At 50.4% G+C, this 15,658-nt stretch carries 14 protein-coding genes and 1 pseudogene; 12 read left to right on the top strand and 3 right to left on the bottom strand.

Annotation, left to right across the window (positions count from 1 at the left end):
* Positions 1 to 188: 188 nt before the first annotated feature.
* Positions 189 to 800, bottom strand: a complete 612-nt coding sequence (locus tag ACLBWT_RS14770) for a hypothetical protein (protein WP_447663906.1) — start codon at positions 798 to 800, stop codon at positions 189 to 191.
* A gap of 1,156 nt (positions 801 to 1,956) precedes the next feature.
* On the opposite strand from ACLBWT_RS14770, the gene ACLBWT_RS14765 reads away from it, so the two are divergent.
* From ACLBWT_RS14765 to ACLBWT_RS14755, 3 genes are all read left to right on the top strand, one after another.
* Positions 1,957 to 2,802 (top strand): hypothetical protein, encoded by an 846-nt coding sequence (locus ACLBWT_RS14765; RefSeq protein WP_447663905.1) that lies wholly within the window; start codon positions 1,957 to 1,959, stop codon positions 2,800 to 2,802.
* A 192-nt stretch (positions 2,803 to 2,994) separates the two neighbouring features.
* Entirely contained in the window at positions 2,995 to 3,447 is a 453-nt protein-coding gene (locus ACLBWT_RS14760) for a hypothetical protein (protein ID WP_447663904.1), read from the top strand.
* Positions 3,448 to 3,755: 308 nt separating this feature from the next.
* Positions 3,756 to 4,439, top strand: a complete 684-nt coding sequence (locus ACLBWT_RS14755; protein WP_447663903.1) for an SOS response-associated peptidase — start codon at positions 3,756 to 3,758, stop codon at positions 4,437 to 4,439.
* A 517-nt stretch (positions 4,440 to 4,956) separates the two neighbouring features.
* Here the strand turns inward: ACLBWT_RS14755 and ACLBWT_RS14750 are convergent.
* Positions 4,957 to 6,039, bottom strand: coding sequence for a tyrosine-type recombinase/integrase (locus tag ACLBWT_RS14750; protein WP_447663902.1), 1,083 nt, complete (start codon positions 6,037 to 6,039; stop codon positions 4,957 to 4,959).
* 280 nt (positions 6,040 to 6,319) lie between these two features.
* On the opposite strand from ACLBWT_RS14750, the gene ACLBWT_RS14745 reads away from it, so the two are divergent.
* The 5 genes and pseudogenes from ACLBWT_RS14745 to ACLBWT_RS14725 form a co-directional block, all read left to right on the top strand.
* Entirely contained in the window at positions 6,320 to 7,351 is a 1,032-nt protein-coding gene (locus ACLBWT_RS14745) for a hypothetical protein (RefSeq protein ID WP_447663901.1), read from the top strand.
* Between the two features lie 252 nt (positions 7,352 to 7,603).
* On the top strand, positions 7,604 to 7,771 hold the full coding sequence (locus ACLBWT_RS14740) for a hypothetical protein (protein WP_447663900.1): 168 nt from the start codon (positions 7,604 to 7,606) through the stop codon (positions 7,769 to 7,771).
* 18 nt (positions 7,772 to 7,789) lie between these two features.
* Positions 7,790 to 7,999: a hypothetical protein gene (locus ACLBWT_RS14735; protein ID WP_447663899.1), complete on the top strand. Its 210-nt coding sequence runs from the start codon at positions 7,790 to 7,792 to the stop codon at positions 7,997 to 7,999.
* A 35-nt stretch (positions 8,000 to 8,034) separates the two neighbouring features.
* Positions 8,035 to 8,214: a hypothetical protein gene (locus ACLBWT_RS14730; RefSeq protein WP_447663898.1), complete on the top strand. Its 180-nt coding sequence runs from the start codon at positions 8,035 to 8,037 to the stop codon at positions 8,212 to 8,214.
* Positions 8,215 to 8,535: 321 nt separating this feature from the next.
* Positions 8,536 to 8,745: pseudogene (locus tag ACLBWT_RS14725) on the top strand (DinB family protein); the annotation flags it as partial.
* Positions 8,746 to 9,039: 294 nt separating this feature from the next.
* Here the strand turns inward: ACLBWT_RS14725 and ACLBWT_RS14720 are convergent.
* Positions 9,040 to 10,695: an FAD-binding dehydrogenase gene (locus tag ACLBWT_RS14720; protein WP_447663897.1), complete on the bottom strand. Its 1,656-nt coding sequence runs from the start codon at positions 10,693 to 10,695 to the stop codon at positions 9,040 to 9,042.
* Positions 10,696 to 10,905: 210 nt separating this feature from the next.
* On the opposite strand from ACLBWT_RS14720, the gene ACLBWT_RS14715 reads away from it, so the two are divergent.
* The 4 genes from ACLBWT_RS14715 to ACLBWT_RS14700 all read left to right on the top strand — a co-directional run bounded on the left by ACLBWT_RS14715 (position 10,906) and on the right by ACLBWT_RS14700 (position 15,546).
* Positions 10,906 to 11,661 (top strand): response regulator transcription factor, encoded by a 756-nt coding sequence (locus tag ACLBWT_RS14715; RefSeq protein WP_048747645.1) that lies wholly within the window; start codon positions 10,906 to 10,908, stop codon positions 11,659 to 11,661.
* On the top strand, positions 11,658 to 12,734 hold the full coding sequence (locus tag ACLBWT_RS14710; RefSeq protein ID WP_447663896.1) for a sensor histidine kinase: 1,077 nt from the start codon (positions 11,658 to 11,660) through the stop codon (positions 12,732 to 12,734). Before ACLBWT_RS14715 ends, ACLBWT_RS14710 begins: the two co-directional genes overlap by 4 nt.
* A 114-nt stretch (positions 12,735 to 12,848) precedes the next feature.
* Positions 12,849 to 13,625: an ABC transporter ATP-binding protein gene (locus ACLBWT_RS14705; RefSeq protein WP_021880094.1), complete on the top strand. Its 777-nt coding sequence runs from the start codon at positions 12,849 to 12,851 to the stop codon at positions 13,623 to 13,625.
* Positions 13,600 to 15,546 carry an FtsX-like permease family protein gene (locus tag ACLBWT_RS14700; protein WP_447663895.1) on the top strand — a complete coding sequence of 649 codons (1,947 nt, stop codon included), beginning with the start codon at positions 13,600 to 13,602 and terminating at the stop codon, positions 15,544 to 15,546. Before ACLBWT_RS14705 ends, ACLBWT_RS14700 begins: the two co-directional genes overlap by 26 nt.
* Positions 15,547 to 15,658 lie beyond the last annotated feature (112 nt).

Here is a 15,658-nt window from a genome sequence, read left to right as displayed (position 1 = left end):
ACTTCCTTTTAATTATCCCGTTACACTTTAAACGTAAAATTTTCCCATTTGTTGCGTTAAACTGCCCGTTAGCTTAATGCCGGCTGCAGTCTACAACTTTATTTTTACGGTCTAATACTTTATTTTCACACCACACCATGATTATTCCGAATTTGTGCTGAAGCACCCTTACAGCAACTGAACTTGTTTTATATTCTTTTCAACCACTCGTTTAGTATGATTCGCACCTTTACTTGTTCTTCAATAGCCTTTTCAAGCGCATATCCCAGGACCATGCTTAACGTAATGTGTTCATGTGGACTTTTCGCATCGATTTGGCTGGCTAATCTCTTCATCTGCTCATTTGTTGCTTCATCAAGATTATTCTTTATCAACTGAGCCATAATGTCATACATCAATTTCTTTTGCCTAAGAACTTCGGTAATAATCGATGCTGCTGCAGCCTGCACGGATAAATCCATCGCATAAGCTAACTGGGATATCAGTTCATAGTCCGTTGCTTTTAGTCGCATAGACAGACGCTTTGCTCGTTTTCCAAACAAGACATACGATTCGTAATCCAAGTGGCCGATCATGAATCGGTTTGTTTTGTATACTAAAGTACGCTTCAAATGTGCTTGAAAATTATTGATCACTTCGTCCTTTTCATATCCCTTGATGGTCAAGGCTTCGCCAATAGTTTTCATGGGTAATTCGCATAGATAGCTCAGCATAAAGATCTCCTCGTATTGATCTGCCGTCAGTGGCGCTGCTATCGCTCTCTTTTTATCACTCCTGGACTTCCTTCCCTCTATGGTCAAAACTGACACCTCCCGCTTAGGTTATGCCTGCAACATCGTTTACGTGTTTCTGAGTTATTTTAATTTTATGATGATCCCAGCAATGTATGACAAGCATGTATGCAGCAAAAATACGTTGGGGATACTGGGAATAGAGGTGATGATTATGAAAACCAAAAGCATTGATCCCGGATCCCAACTGGCTCAAGAAATTATTCAATTTGCTAAAAGCCACAATATGAAGCTTCGCAAAAAAAGAGTTCCACCAACAGACTCCTCTAAGAACCTCCAGAAGCGACCATCAAGTTGATTCAGAATTTTTAAGTTACAACTATCAGCCCATCCTGAAATCGATCTATCGACCTGTATTCGTCCTTATGACGAAGGCAGGTCTTTTTTGTGTAAATTATTTACGGCACACCAATCATAAAGCGAGCTGCGATCAATTTTCTTACCGTTTATCTATCAAGAATCAAATCCTCTCCTGTTGCATTTAAAAACATCCAAATCAATCCTACCGGTGGAGATGCACTAACAAATTACTCTATTATGCAAAAATAACATTATGAAAAATTCACAATAGAATATAGTAAAATCGAAAAAAGGGAGTGCCACACCCAGAACAAAAAATCAACCCCGAACCGAATATTTAATTAGGCTCAGCAGGAAACAAAATGTACTTATGAGGTAGTGTCCTGTGGACGTTTTAACCCGACATGCAGCCAGGACGCCCAAACTTCCGACCCACATCCTTAATAGCCCCTAAATCAGCTTTATAGAACGCGAGAGTTAAACCAAGCTCTTACAGCGTCGCGTATCTTCAAAGAGGGGCAGCCAGTTAATTCAAAGAAAAGACTGCCCCCGATTCATAAGATACATTCTTAGAAGAGGGGAGGGGGGGTGTGGATTAGATATTAGTAACGTTAATGCTAACATTAAGGCTAGTGTTAATGTTAAACCCAGGCATGTATTGTACTTGAGGAATTGCATTAGTGGGTTGAGCAGCATAACGAAGAAGTGAAACTGCGGGAATGAAAGACCCATATTGTGCAGGAAGGGGATAGTAGCTAGAACAAAGAAGATACAATATATAAAGATGCAATGAAGCGGATTTCTGAACTTGTAGAAGAAGTAATCCAGGTTTGTGATGAAGTCCAGGTTTGTGATGAAGTTGCAGATGAAAACCATTACGAAAGAGATTGGGTTTTGGATCGATTCAGAGAACAATTTAGCAAAGCAAAACGACGAAAGTGAGCCGGGGACGGACATGAATAAAGTCAAGAAAAAGAAGTCGGTGAATCCGTGGGAAGGGCTGAACAAGCGTCAGCAGCTCTATTTGACGGCCATCTATGAAACGGACCAGGACGAGGAGCGTAACGCGAAAGCCTCGGCGGCAATCGATCGCCATAGCCGGCCGGCTGATGAGTGGCGTTGGCTCCCCTACGGATATGACCAATACGGGAATATGTTGCCTCTCATGGAGCGGATACATTCCTTAAACCTCATCGATCAGGGGACAGGTAGTACATTTAAGGCGCTCGAGAGCCGCGGGATGATCTCGCTTCGTTGGGAGCCGACCACGCTCGTTGATAAGATCCCGATCGTCCGGATAACAGCGAAAGGGCGAAGGGTGGTTCGAAAGGCGACCGGCGAAGTCCGCCCGAAGAAGCAGCCTGCGGTCATGCTGCGGGAATGGCATTGGAGAGCGCTCTCGATGGCATACCAGGCTTACTTAGAGAAGACGGAAGGTCTGCTGGATGAATGGGGAACCGCCTCTTATGGGGGGATATCCTGGAACACATGGCTGCGGCTTCGTGGCTATCGATTGAACGGGGAATATATTCAGCTGGTAAAGGAGCATCAAAACCGAGAGGCGGAGAACTGGCGTTTGTGGTATTACGTGATGCGGATTACGCCTGAAGGTGTTCGTTTTTATATTAGGGAATGGAATCGCTATCACGAGCTTTATCCGGATGTAGATGCGCCGGCACCCAACCAAGAGAGGGGTGATGCGATCGTTTAGATGGACGAACAGCTGTATTTCAGCGCGTAATGGATCGGTGTATGATGGAAAAAGCGGGTGCGGTATGGCCAGTGATTGTGCGCGCTGGGGGAACATACAAGTGAGTAGTCAGTCTTTGTTAGCCGATTAAAAGATTACCATCTATACTATAAAAGTAAGGTAATCAAACTTAAGAAAAAGGAGCAAGTTACTATGAAGAAGGAAGTTAGAATGCATTCAGGAATCTACCGTTTCAAATGGCCTTATCTTATGGGCCCGTTGATTCCAGACGATGCAGGGAATGTCACGGTATATGATTGTGACGTAGAAGTAAGAGTCGGTCAGGATGAAGATTTAAAAGAGGGGAAGCTAGCTACAATTATTATTACTTCCTACAGCGCTCCAGGTGTTCAAAATAGAATTGAACATATTGCAACTAAAATTCGGTTGGCGTTCTTTGATAATATCTTCCATGAACTTCATTGGGAGAAGGCGATTGTACCTGAAGAGAAGATACGCTGGATTGAACAACATCTATTCTCTAAAGGTAGTATGCAGGGGGACACCTCGCTTGATCAAGCTCTGGAAGTCACGATGCAATGGGACGCTAAGAAACACGCATACGGTGGACCATCGTGGAAAAACGCTCAAATTACATATAACTAAGAGTTAGACGGTTCTCTTGGATTGTCGAGGCGCGCCGGGCTGGTCAGATTAAAGGAGATTAACAGAATAAGATAGAAGCTGAAGCTTCAGGATGGCCGAAAGTGGCCAATAAACCAAGAAAGAGCCCCGGCTAATCGCCGGGGAATATTCGCATTACGAACAGCGGCGAGTTACCCTTTCACATTCGGATTTCGGGGAGATATCACAACAAGCCGAGCTTCAAATTGAAAAATTAAGGACTGTCATTGGCCTTCAGATCATGGGTAAGCTAAGGGTAATGCGATTATTTGAACCAGGAGGCGTTTCTTATGTGTGGACGATTCACGTTGGTTGCAGATCAAGAACAGGTCATTGATACATTTCACATCCAGGATGTTCAGTACGAGCTGGCCCCGCGATATAATGTCGCTCCTACCCAAACGATCGCTGGCGTATTAACCAATGATGAAGGTGAGCGTTCGCTGCAAGGGTTTCACTGGGGGCTTCTGCCCTTTTGGGCAAAGTCCAAGAAACTCGCTTACAGTACGTTTAACGCCCGAGCAGAAACACTTCAGAGTAAGCCGACATTCCGTTCAGCCTTCCCGACTAAGCGCATGGTAGTGGTTGCAGATGGATTTTATGAATGGGCGCATGATGGGAAAGAAAAGCAGCCTTATCGATTCCGGGTCCAATCCAATGAGGTTTTTGCCTTTGCGGGCTTGTATGATCATTGGAGGAGTCCGGAAGGTCAGCTGGTCCAAAGCTGCACCATCATAACTACCGATCCCAATAAACTAACCTCTAAGGTCCACGACCGAATGCCGGTAATATTAGGTGAGGAAGAATTGAAGGTTTGGCTTGATCCAGGAGTAACTGATAAAGAGCTCCTGCAGGAGCTTCTACAGCCTTACGACGCGAATGATATGTACTGTTACCCGGTATCTAAAGCTGTAGGTAATGTCCGGAATCAAGCTGCAGAGTTAATTGAAGAAATACCGCTAAACTCTAAGTGAGGGAGAGGTTTCCTTGTGATTGCCGGGACTGCAGGGAGATCATCGGTTCACGTAGTTAATTATTGAGGTCGTGAATCAGCCGCCTATATGGATCATACGAAAGATAATTAAAAGATGAGTAGCAATGAGGTTAAGGAGTAACCGTGCCGAATCCTGCCAATCTCGTGAATTTCAAGGGATAATGTGATATAATGCAGATCGTCCTCAAAGTGTATGTTGTTTCGCTTACACGTATACTTACACTTCGGATTGCTGGGCCGCTGATCTCTCCGGATCACGGCCTTTAGTTTATTCTGAGCTGCAGCACGAAAAAAGACGCTCTCCGCTTGGAGAACGCCTTATCAATGGCCGCGGCCTTTTCATCTTCTGACGCTTTAGAATAACCTCTCGTCATATTAATATCGGTATGACCTAGTGCCGAGGATCTGGCGAAGGGAAAACACAGTGATTAAACGAGTTTTAAAGGAGGCATACCGCTGACCATGTGGTGCCTTGAAATAAGTCTTTAAAAATATAATCAAATTAAAATATCAACCAGATCGCTAACATCCTTTTCTTTTTTTAATTGTGTTCGCAAATAATTTTCCTTAGTGGTTCGTTCTGACTCATGTTCAAGTGTCTCTGCAATATCTGATACTGATGCTCCTGCAGCTCGGGCAGCCTGAGCGAAATAATGACGCAAAAAATGTGGTGTAACCCTATGGAGCTTAACCGTTTTTAGACCAGCTGCCTCCATATATCGAGAAAGAGCAGATGATAAACTAGGCAAAGAATAGTGCTTACCATAACGATTAGGGTAAAAGGGAGTGAGATCAGTTGGATCAATCTCTACAGAAAGACCTAACCGTAATCGATACTCCATAATATCGTCGAGAGCGTATTGCTTGATATGTGCAAGCCGAATCTTGCCCCGCTTCCCCACCGTTTTTAGATAGAATTTATTCCTTTGTTTATCGTAAGAAAGGTCCCCCCATTTTGGAGTTATTATTTCATTCAGTCGAAGACCGGTTGTCGCGAGGATCAGTAGTAGACCTTTGATTTTAGGATTTTTCTTAAAATAAAGTATAGAACTACGAAGAGTTTCTTCATCTATTTCACGCTCAGGTATTAAATTTTTATCAATTTTAACTGGAAGTAAACCTCGAGCTAAATCTTTCCCGCAATAATCTTCTTCGTAACACCATTTCAGAAATCCCCTTAGAACGGTTGTTTTTTTGGCCAATGTAGTTTTTTTAGGATAAAGCTGCTGAAGAACACCTTGGTACTGCTCTATATTGAAGCGGGTCAACGATCGGAAATCATCAACTTGAATCGTATAACAAAAATATAGAAAGTGGAGAAGGATTTGAATGTAATCCCGCTTAGTTGTTTCTGAACGATTTTTGCCCCGTTGATGTATATAAAGGTAGATCATTCCTACATTAGATACCTGGGCATAATTATAGTTACCTTTATAATCCTCCTGACTAGCAACAACTGAATATAATTCTCTATAATAATCTGTTTTTATTAATTCCTTTTCTAACATAGGCTTATTCAAGCTATTAAGATTCACATTTTGAAAAATAGAAAGAATAACTTGATATATGTTTTCATTCATATATATGTATTCTCCAATCTATAATTTTAAGATTCTATTCTATTGATCAAACATTAAAGTCTAATTTACTTTTATTATAATGCTAAAACTCAATTCAAACAAAAATAATAGTCAATTCTTTCACATTTAGTGGTACTTGCTTGTTTTTAAAATATATAATTGAAAATAAATAAATACATTTAAATGAAGCGCTATTTAGAAAATTAAACGCAATGAAAATTATGTATTTATCTATATATAGTGTAAAATAATATTAACAAACGTAGTAGAGGTGATTAGATTGATCAAATATATGAATGTTGAGCAAGTATCTAAAGAACTTGGGATAACCCCCGCTTCGGTATATAAATTGATGAATCATAAAGATCCAAACAAAATTCTTGAACCGGTGAATCGTGAGACTTACAGGGGCGATGGGGGATACGTCTTTAGTGTTGAAGATGTTAACCGCATAAAGCCGCTATATATTAAAGAAGACTTAACTTCGGCCCAAGCTGCTAAACAAATAGGGAGATCTACAAGTTATATTCATAAACTGATTCAGGATGGGCTTATTGATTATTACGAAGGGGAGTATAGAGGGAAAAAGACATACTTTTTGAAGCAAGAGGAATTGGACAAGCTTGCTGAAATGAATGCAGCAGATGAGAGAAATGAAACGCTTTATGACCATAAGACAGGGGCATTCCTTTTTCAACTATATAAGAAAGGGGATGAGCTTGCACGAGTCGTACATATTAAGAAATTTAACCGTACTAAAGTAGAAATTTCATTGAAACTTGATAATGGCAAAATCCTTTCTTATAAAAAGGCTATTTTAGACGGATGGAAACCAACTATGCAAATAAGCCCTAAAAAGGCCATTACCAGCTATGGGTATTCGGTATTTGAATTTCCTATCCCTGCGACTATGGACTCCATGATCTACTCGATTATTGAAGAACTTATGAAACAAGCGGGACCAGTTAATCTTCGAATAAATCGAAGCAATGAAATAATCAAAGTAGAAGTTAAAAAGGTCGTATTAAAAGATATACTGGTCACTACACATCCGGATATGATTGACAGAATGAAATTGTTTTTAAAGCGGGGGAAAATCATCGCTAAATATGATGGGCTCTTAATTGATACCGGCTTATCTCCTATTACATTGTATATTTCCGAAGATAGAAAGGAGAAATTCGTTGAGACGGTAACGAATAACAAAGTTACGCTGCAGGAGTGGGCTGATAAAATTAATAATCTCGATCAAAAACAGTTTGAGCAGCTGATGCATTCATTAGGCACATTATTCAGTGAACTTGATAAATAGAGAGAGCAAGCTGTAATTGGAAGTCACTGCTTCGTCGATTTAAGGCAATGACAATTGCGTTTAGTATTTTGAAATAAAGCGAGCAGGTGTAATTCTATCAGCTCGCTTTTTTGTTTTATATTTTTAGAAAACATTCGTTAAAACATTGAATGTATAGTATTTTTGTGGATATTTTTCTATGATATACTCAAATAAAGCAATTCGACAACCTAAAACGGTGTTGATTTTAAATGAATAAGGAGCGTGTATTAAATGAATTATTGCGGCATATGTTCCCATTTTAAAGAAACGGGTAGTTCGGATGGTCCTATGCCATTAGGATTCTGCTATGGTAAAGCATGGAAAGATGGAGAACCTGAAGAAATACGTGCAGACGCAATTGCATGTGGCTCTTTTGTCGATGTAGAAGATACAAATTGAATAGGCGGTGTACATGAGATGAAGGCGCAAAAACTTCTCGATAAACTTGAATCTTACGAACAAGAAGCATACGACGCTGCCATGGGAACTGACTGGCTCGAAGCTATTGGTGAAGGTTTCAAATTTTACGTTCGACAATGCGTCGAGCAAGGCGAATCGGTCACGATGGCTGGCTTTGTTAAATACGTGGATGCTATGGCTCGTGAAAAGCTTGAAGTATCTGAATGAATACGCGGTTGTAATCATTAGGAGGTATGCAGCGAATGAAAGAAGTTCAATGTAAGTCCTGTCTTAAGAAGATAGCAACAATCAATTCTTTTAATGTCACAGAAGAAAATTTTGTCTCTCGATCTAATAGCTCCTACCCGGTTGGACCTAATATGGTTAATGAAGTTAAATTAACTTGTGAGTGCGGTCATGTAACAATGCTTTATGGCGGTTAATGTATCGTACTGAATATAAGTGAACATCACAATGAATCGGGAGCGTGCATTCGGATGATTAAAATAAATAATTTGGTAAAAAAAATCAGTAAAAAAAGATTGGAGAAAGCTAAGAAAGCTCGTATGGATGCTTCGAATGTACTTTATCGAACGCGGCCCAAAACAGATGGAGCTGTTTTTATCCTCGGAGAAGTCAACGATGCTGAAAACTCCTTATCGAAGATGCTAACAACAAAGCAAGATAGGTCATAAGGTATAAAGTTGCTTCGGTTCAAGGGGGATCTTAGCTGACTACTTAACGATGAGCTCCGGGCTTTTGTCGCTTCCACGACCGAGCGGGCGGAGGAGCTGCTTCGCTCGATCGGCGGGGAGCAATTGGAGCGGCAGATCGATTTCTTTGGAAATGCGATGCCGGGTCATGTCCTGCTTCAGAACGCGAAGGACCATGAGATCCACCATAAAGGCCAGCTGTTCGTCTACCTGCGTCTGGCAGGCATCGAGCAGCTGCCTTTCTTCGTCAGCCGCGGCTAAGAGCGGACGTTCAATTGACGTTCAATGAATGAGGCTGAGGCATCCGGCTCGAGGCCGTCTGCGTGCAAGAGCACAGCAGCCTGGGCGGATTTTCAGGTTGTCCGGAAGCATAGGGAAGCCCGGTGTCGGACTCGACAGCCGGGGCTTTCTGCTTTCAGGAGGACGAATGGGAAGCCCCGGCGTCGACTTCGATCGCCGGGGCATTTTTATATTCAAGAGGATAACGGGAAATGCCAAGCCAGAGCACTGTCAGCTGAAATCCGTGCGCCAGCTTGATCTGGGGCTGCGGCTCTGTTAATGGAGCTGCTCGGAGAGCGCCCGCCCCGCCTGACGTCCGGTGAACAGGCAGCCGCCGAGGAAGGTGCCCTCCAGCGCGCGGTAGCCGTGCACGCCGCCGCCTCCGAAGCCGGCCGCTTCGCCCGCTGCGTACAGGCCGGGAACGGGAGCTCCCTCGGTGCCGAGCACCCGCCCGGAAAGATCCGTCTGGAGGCCTCCCAGCGTCTTGCGGCTGACGATCCGCAGCCGGACGGCGATGAGAGGACCATGGGCCGGGTCGAGGAATTTATGGGGAGCCGCGGTGCGGATGAGCTTGTCGCCGAGATAGCTTCTCGCTCCGCGGAGAGCTACGATCTGCAGGTCTTTGGAGAATTTGTTGTCCATTTCGCGGTCTCTGGTCAGCAGCTGCCGCTCCAGCTCGGCCGCTTGGATAAGGGAGCTGCCGGCGATCCGGTTCATGCCTGCAGCCAGCTCGGCTGCGCTGCCGGCCGTGACGAAGTCCTCGCCGCGGTCCAGGAACGCCTGGACCGGACCTGGTACGGAAGAGAAGGCCCGTCCCAGGACGCCACGGATGCTCTTGCCCGTCAGGTCCGGATTCTGCTCCGAGCCGGAGAGGGCGAATTCCTTGCCGATGACCTTACGGGTGAGGACGAACCAGGAGTAATCATAACCCGTATCCTGGATGGCCTTCAGCGTGCCCAGCGTATCGAAGCCGGGAAAGTTCGGAGCGGGAAAACGCCTGCCTTCGGCATTCAGCCATATCGAGGAAGGGCCGGGCAGAATCCGGATGCCATGGCGGTTCCAGACAGGGCTCCAGTTGCGGATGCCCTCGGTATAATGCCACATCCGGTCCCGGTTGACGATGCGGCCGCCGGCTTGCTCCGCAATGCCGAGCATCCGTCCGTCCACATGAGCCGGGACGCCGGACAGCATCGTTGCGGGCGGCCGTCCGAGCCGCTCCGGCCAGTTTTGCCGGATCAGCTCGTGGTTCGCTCCAATGCCTCCGCTGGCCACGAGCACGGCTGCGGCATGGAATTCGAACTCGCCGACCGGCTTCCGAGAGCTTGCTTCGCCGCGTCCTGCGCGGCTGGGCTCGAGCACGACGCCATGCACCCCGGCGATGGAGGCGCCTTGCTTGATGAAGCCGTCGACCCGGTGGCGGGGACGATAGTCGACGAGCCCCGAGTCTATTGCAGCCCGGACGCGGGCCTCGAACGGCTTCACGATGCCCGGTCCGGTGCCCCAGACGATATGGAACCTAGGCACGGAGTTGCCGTGGCCCTCGGCCAGATAACCGCCGCGCTCGGCCCAGCCGACAACGGGAAAGAAGGAGATGCCGAGGGAGCGCAGCCATGCCCGCTTCTCTCCGGCGGCGAAGTCGACGTAGGCTTCCGCCCATCGGCGGCCCCAGCGGTCTTCGTCCTCCGCACGGTCGAAGCCGGCGGACCCGAGCCAGTCCTGCCAGGCGAGCTCGCGGGAGTCCTTGATGCCCATCCTCCGCTGCTCCGGAGAATCGACCAGAAACAGCCCTCCGAACGACCACCAGGCTTGACCGCCCAGCGACGCTTCCGGCTCTTGATCGACAAGCAGCACCTTCTTGCCGGCTGCGGCCAGCTCGCATATGGCCGCGAGTCCAGCGAGCCCGGCTCCGACCACGATGACGTCGTAATTCATGGATGGCCTCCTTTTATCGGCATAATATGAACATAAAAGCGTTTTCAACAACTTGGGCGGAAAGAAGGCCTGAACACGATTCGGATGCAAAATGATCTTAAATCACCAGGGGGCAAGGGTCAAATCGCTAGTGGAGGTTTCTCCCGACCTAAGCCCGGCTCATGGTTTTTCCCCTTTGTGGTAAACTTTCCTTATATGGAGGGGAATTCTATGTACCGAATCACGATCGTCGAGGACGATGACAAGATCGCCGAGCAGCTGGCGGGAGCGCTGGAGCGCTACGGCTTCCAGCCGCAGCGGGCGGCCAGGTTCAAGGAGCTGAACGAGGATTTCCGCGAGCATGCGCCTCATTTGGTGCTGATGGACATCAATCTGCCGTATTTCGACGGCTTCTACTGGTGCCGCCAGTTCCGCCAGCATTCCAAAGCTCCCGTCCTGTTCATCTCCGCTCGATCGGGCGAGATGGATCAGGTGATGGCGATTGAAAACGGCGGGGACGACTATATTACGAAGCCGATCCATCTGGATCTGCTCATGGCCAAAATCAAAAGCGCGCTGCGCCGCGCTTACGGTGAGTACGCGTCCACTGCGGGTTCTGCATCCCACGCTGCCGATCAAGCCGTCGCCATGGGAGCTCTCCGCCTGGATGCGAGCCGCAGCCTGCTGGAATGGCGGGGAGGCTCCGTCGAGCTGACCAAAAACGAGCGGCTGCTCGCGCAAAGCCTGCTTGAGTCGGGGGGCCGGATCGTTTCCCGGGACAACCTGCTGGAAAGCCTGTGGGACGATACGAGCTTTGTCGATGACAATACGCTCACGGTCAATGTGACCCGGCTCCGGCGCAAGCTGGAGGAGATCGGGCTAAGAGGCGTGCTGGAAACGGTGCGCGGCCAGGGCTACAGGCTGAATGAAGCTCAACTGGCCGAAGAAGGGGGCGGCCGTTCTTCGGCGCCGGAGAGCCGGGCATGAAGCGGCACTCGGCTCTGCTGCTTTATTTGCGCGGGCAGCTGTTCAGCCTTTCCGTCGTGGCTTCCTCCCTTCTGACCGGAGCGGCGATCTGGTACCTGGAAAGGGTGATGTCTTCCGCCGGCGTCGATTGGGCGGTTCTGGGCTATTTCCTGCTCTTGTCGCTCTGCATGACGGTTGCCGGATTGATGCTCGGCTACTTGCGCCAGAGGGCTTACCTGAAGCAGCTGCTCCGCATGACCGGGCAGCCGGCCGGCTGGAAGCCGCTGCTGTCGCCGGTAACGGCCGAACAGAAAAAAACGGCCGAGCTGATCTCGGTGCTCGGCCATCAGAGCCAGGACCGGCTCGAGCAGCATAACCGCGAGCGGGAGCTGCACCGGCATTTCGTGTTCCAATGGGTGCACCATATGAAGACGCCGGTATCCGTCATCGATCTGATCGCGCAGAACGCAGCCAGCAAGCCGGGCCTTGTCGGCCAGGAGCTTCAGGATGCCTCGGCCAGCCTCCGGGAGGAAACGGACAAGCTGGCCCGCGGCCTCGAGCAGATGATGCACACCGCCCGCCTGGACGAGTTCGCGATGGACTTCCATCCAAGGCGCGTCTCTCTTCACGAGGCCGCCCGCACGGCGGTCAACGCGCACAAGAGGCTCATCATCGCCGCCGGCGTCTATCCCCGCATAACGGGGGAGGGCTGGGTAGAGACCGATGAGAAATGGCTTCATTTCCTGCTTGGGCAGCTGGTGGCCAATGCCGTGAAATATTCTCGTCCCAAGCCCGGCAGCAAACAGCTGGCCATCGCGATCGTCAGCCAGACCGGCGGAGGGACAAGCATCTCCGTCCGGGATGAAGGCATCGGCATTCCGGCGCAGGATATTCCCCGAGTGTTCGATCCGTTCTTCACCGGAGAGAACGGACGCAAGACGGAGGAGTCGACGGGCATGGGCCTCTATCTGGCCCGGGAGGTCGCCTCGCGCATGGGCGTCGGCCTGGAGCTGGAATCCGCGGCGGGAGAGGGGACGACCGCGACACTGTCTTTCCACGGGAAAGCCATCCATGAGGATCTCCAAGTCAGGTGACAATGTTGTAAGGCGGGCTGTAAGCTGAATCAATGGGCCGGCCGCGGCCTCCCGGCTATACTTGGAACCAAGCCAGACAGAGAAACAAGATAGAATCGGGAGGATCCAAACGACATGAACATTCTGGAAGTCAACTCGCTGGGCAAAATCTACAGCACCAAAGGCGAGGTCAGCTATAAAGCGCTGGAAAGCATCGATCTCAACGTCGGCGCCGGAGAATTCGTCGGCATCATGGGCCCGTCGGGCAGCGGCAAGACGACCCTGCTCAATCTGCTGTCGACGATCGACAAGCCGACATCCGGCACGATCCAGGTGCGCGGCATCAATCCGGCCGGCCTGTCCGAACGCAAGCTGGCGCTGTTCCGGCGCCGCGAGCTCGGATTCGTGTTCCAGGATTTCAACCTGCTCGACACGCTCAGCCTGAAGGAGAACATCGCGCTGCCGCTCGTGCTCGACGGCGCATCCCCGTCCAAGATCGAAGCGGCGCTGGAGCCGGTGGCGGCTCTGCTCGGCATCGCTCCGATATTGGCGAAGCGCCCTTACGAAGTATCGGGCGGCCAGAAGCAGCGCGCCGCCATCGCGCGCGCCATCATCCACCAGCCGTCGCTGCTGCTGGCCGACGAGCTGACGGGCAATCTCGATTCCAAGTCGGCCAAGGACGTCATGGAGTCGCTGAAGGACCTCAATGAACGGCTCGGCGCGACCGTGCTCATGGTGACGCATGACCCGTTCAGCGCCAGCTACTGCCAGCGGATCATTTTCATCAAGGACGGCCGCTTCTTCTCGGAGATCCGCCGCGGGGACAACCGGCAGGCGTTCTTCCAGCAGATTCTGGACTCGCTCAGCGTGTTGGGAGGGAATTTCGATGACGTTCCGTTCGCTCGCGCTTAACAACATCCGGGGCAGCTGGCGCTCCTACGCCGCCTTTTTCCTCAGCAGCGTGTTCTCCGTCATGATTTTCTATTTGTACGCTTCCTTCCTCATGCATCCCGATGTGGCCAGCGGCCATATCGTCCATGCCAACGAGGTCAAGCCGATGATGAAATTCTGCGAATATCTGATCGTCATCTTCTCGTTCTTCTTCGTCCTGTACTCCAGCTCGGCCTTCCTCAAGACGAGGAAGAAGGAGTTCGGCCTGCTGTCGCTGTTCGGCACGACACGAGGCCAGCTCCGCAAGATGGTCGTCTACGAAAGCATGGCCATCGCGGTGCTCTCCATCGGGGCGGGACTCAGTCTGGGCATCCTGCTCAGCAAGCTGTTCCTGATGGCGCTGGAGGTGCTGCTGCAGAGCGATGTGCCGATCCGCTTCGCCATTCCCGGCCAGGCGGTGCTGCTCACCGGCGGAGGCTTCCTGCTGCTGTTCCTCGCGATCGCCCTCATTACGGCGATGACCGTAGGCAGGCAGCAGATCGTCGAGCTGCTCGGCGGTGCGAGGCGTCCCAAAAAAGCGCCTGCCGCATCGCCCTGGCTGTCCATTCTCGCTGCGGCATCCCTCGTGGCGGGTTATGGGCTGGCCTGCTGGATGACGCCGATGAACTTTCTGATTTTCGCGCTTCCGGTCATCGGACTGACGACGCTCGGAACGTATTTCCTTTACACGCAGCTGAGCGTGGCCGTACTGAATCGGCTCAAGCGGAGCAAGGGCATTTTCTACAAGCGCACGAATATGCTCGTCATCTCCCAGATGTCTTACCGGATCAAGGACAACGCTCGGGTGCTGTTCGTCGTCACGATTCTGAGCGCGGTCGTCATGAGCGCGGCCAGCACGGTGTATGTGTTCCAGAAGCTGCAGCGCGATCAGATCCTGGAGCATACTCCGTTCACGGTCGGATATGTGGAGCGCGGCGACGGCCATCCGGTCATGGACCCGGCGCAGGCCCGCAAGCTGCTCGAAGACGGAGGAGGCCGCATCGCCGAGCAGGCGGAGCTCCAGGGCGTCGTGGCGAAGGGGCTAACTTCGGCGGCGGCGGGCTGGAAGCCCGAAGATTCCCGCAAGGCGATGGCGGTGTCGGCTTCCGACTACAACCTGCTGGCCAAGCGGGCCGGGCTCGATGCGGTCAATCCTGCCGAGGGCGAGGCCGTCATCAGCTTTCCTTATAAGGAAATGAAGGGAAGCAAAACGAAGCCGAACGAAACCGTCTCGGGCCAGGCTGGCGGAGCGAGCTTCGAGCTGAAGCTGCAGAAGCTCGTGTACGGCAGCGTCTTCAGCCCCGTAAATGACGCGACCTATCTGCTGGTCGTTCCCGATTCCACGCTGCAAGCATGGAAGGACGGGGCTCCATCGGCGGAGCGCCTGCGTGCGTACGGCTTCGAGCTTAGCGATTGGGAGCGTGCGCTGCCTGCCGTCCAAACTTTCGAAAAGGCGCTCGCCAAAGAGCAGAAGAGCTTTGTCCAGAGCTACAGGGTCGAGAGCTACCGCGACATGAAGCAGTCGATCGGCCTGACCATTTTCGTCGGCCTCTTCATCAGCGTCCTGTTCTTTGTCGCTGCTGGCAGCCTGCTTTACTTCAAGCAGTTCACCGAGCTGCAGGAGGATCAGAGCCAGTTCCAGGCGCTGCGCAAAATCGGCCTCACCGCCGGCGAGCTGCGCCGCACGGTAGCGGCTCAAGTCGGCATCCTGTACCTTGCGCCCTGCCTGCTCGGCATCGTCCACAGCGTATTCGCAATGTTCGCCTTGGGGACGCTGATCGGAACGCCGGTCTGGATGTACGGCCTGATCATCATGGGCATCTACATTCTGCTCCAGGGCGTGTATTTCCTGATCTCCTGCACGGCATACACGAGAAGCATTCTGAAGCTGCCTGCAAGCTGAACCCGATAGTCTATTGATCGGGAAGGGAAGGGCTGATAGGCCTTGCACGCCTTCGCAAGAATCAATAGAAGGGCGAGTGATCCCGTACGGGCAGCAGGAATCGTGCGAGGGG

It is taken from the genome of Paenibacillus sp. D51F, from assembly GCF_053345695.1.
The sequence above is the reverse complement of the archived record's forward strand: the minus strand, read 5'-3'. Positions and strand labels throughout refer to the sequence as shown.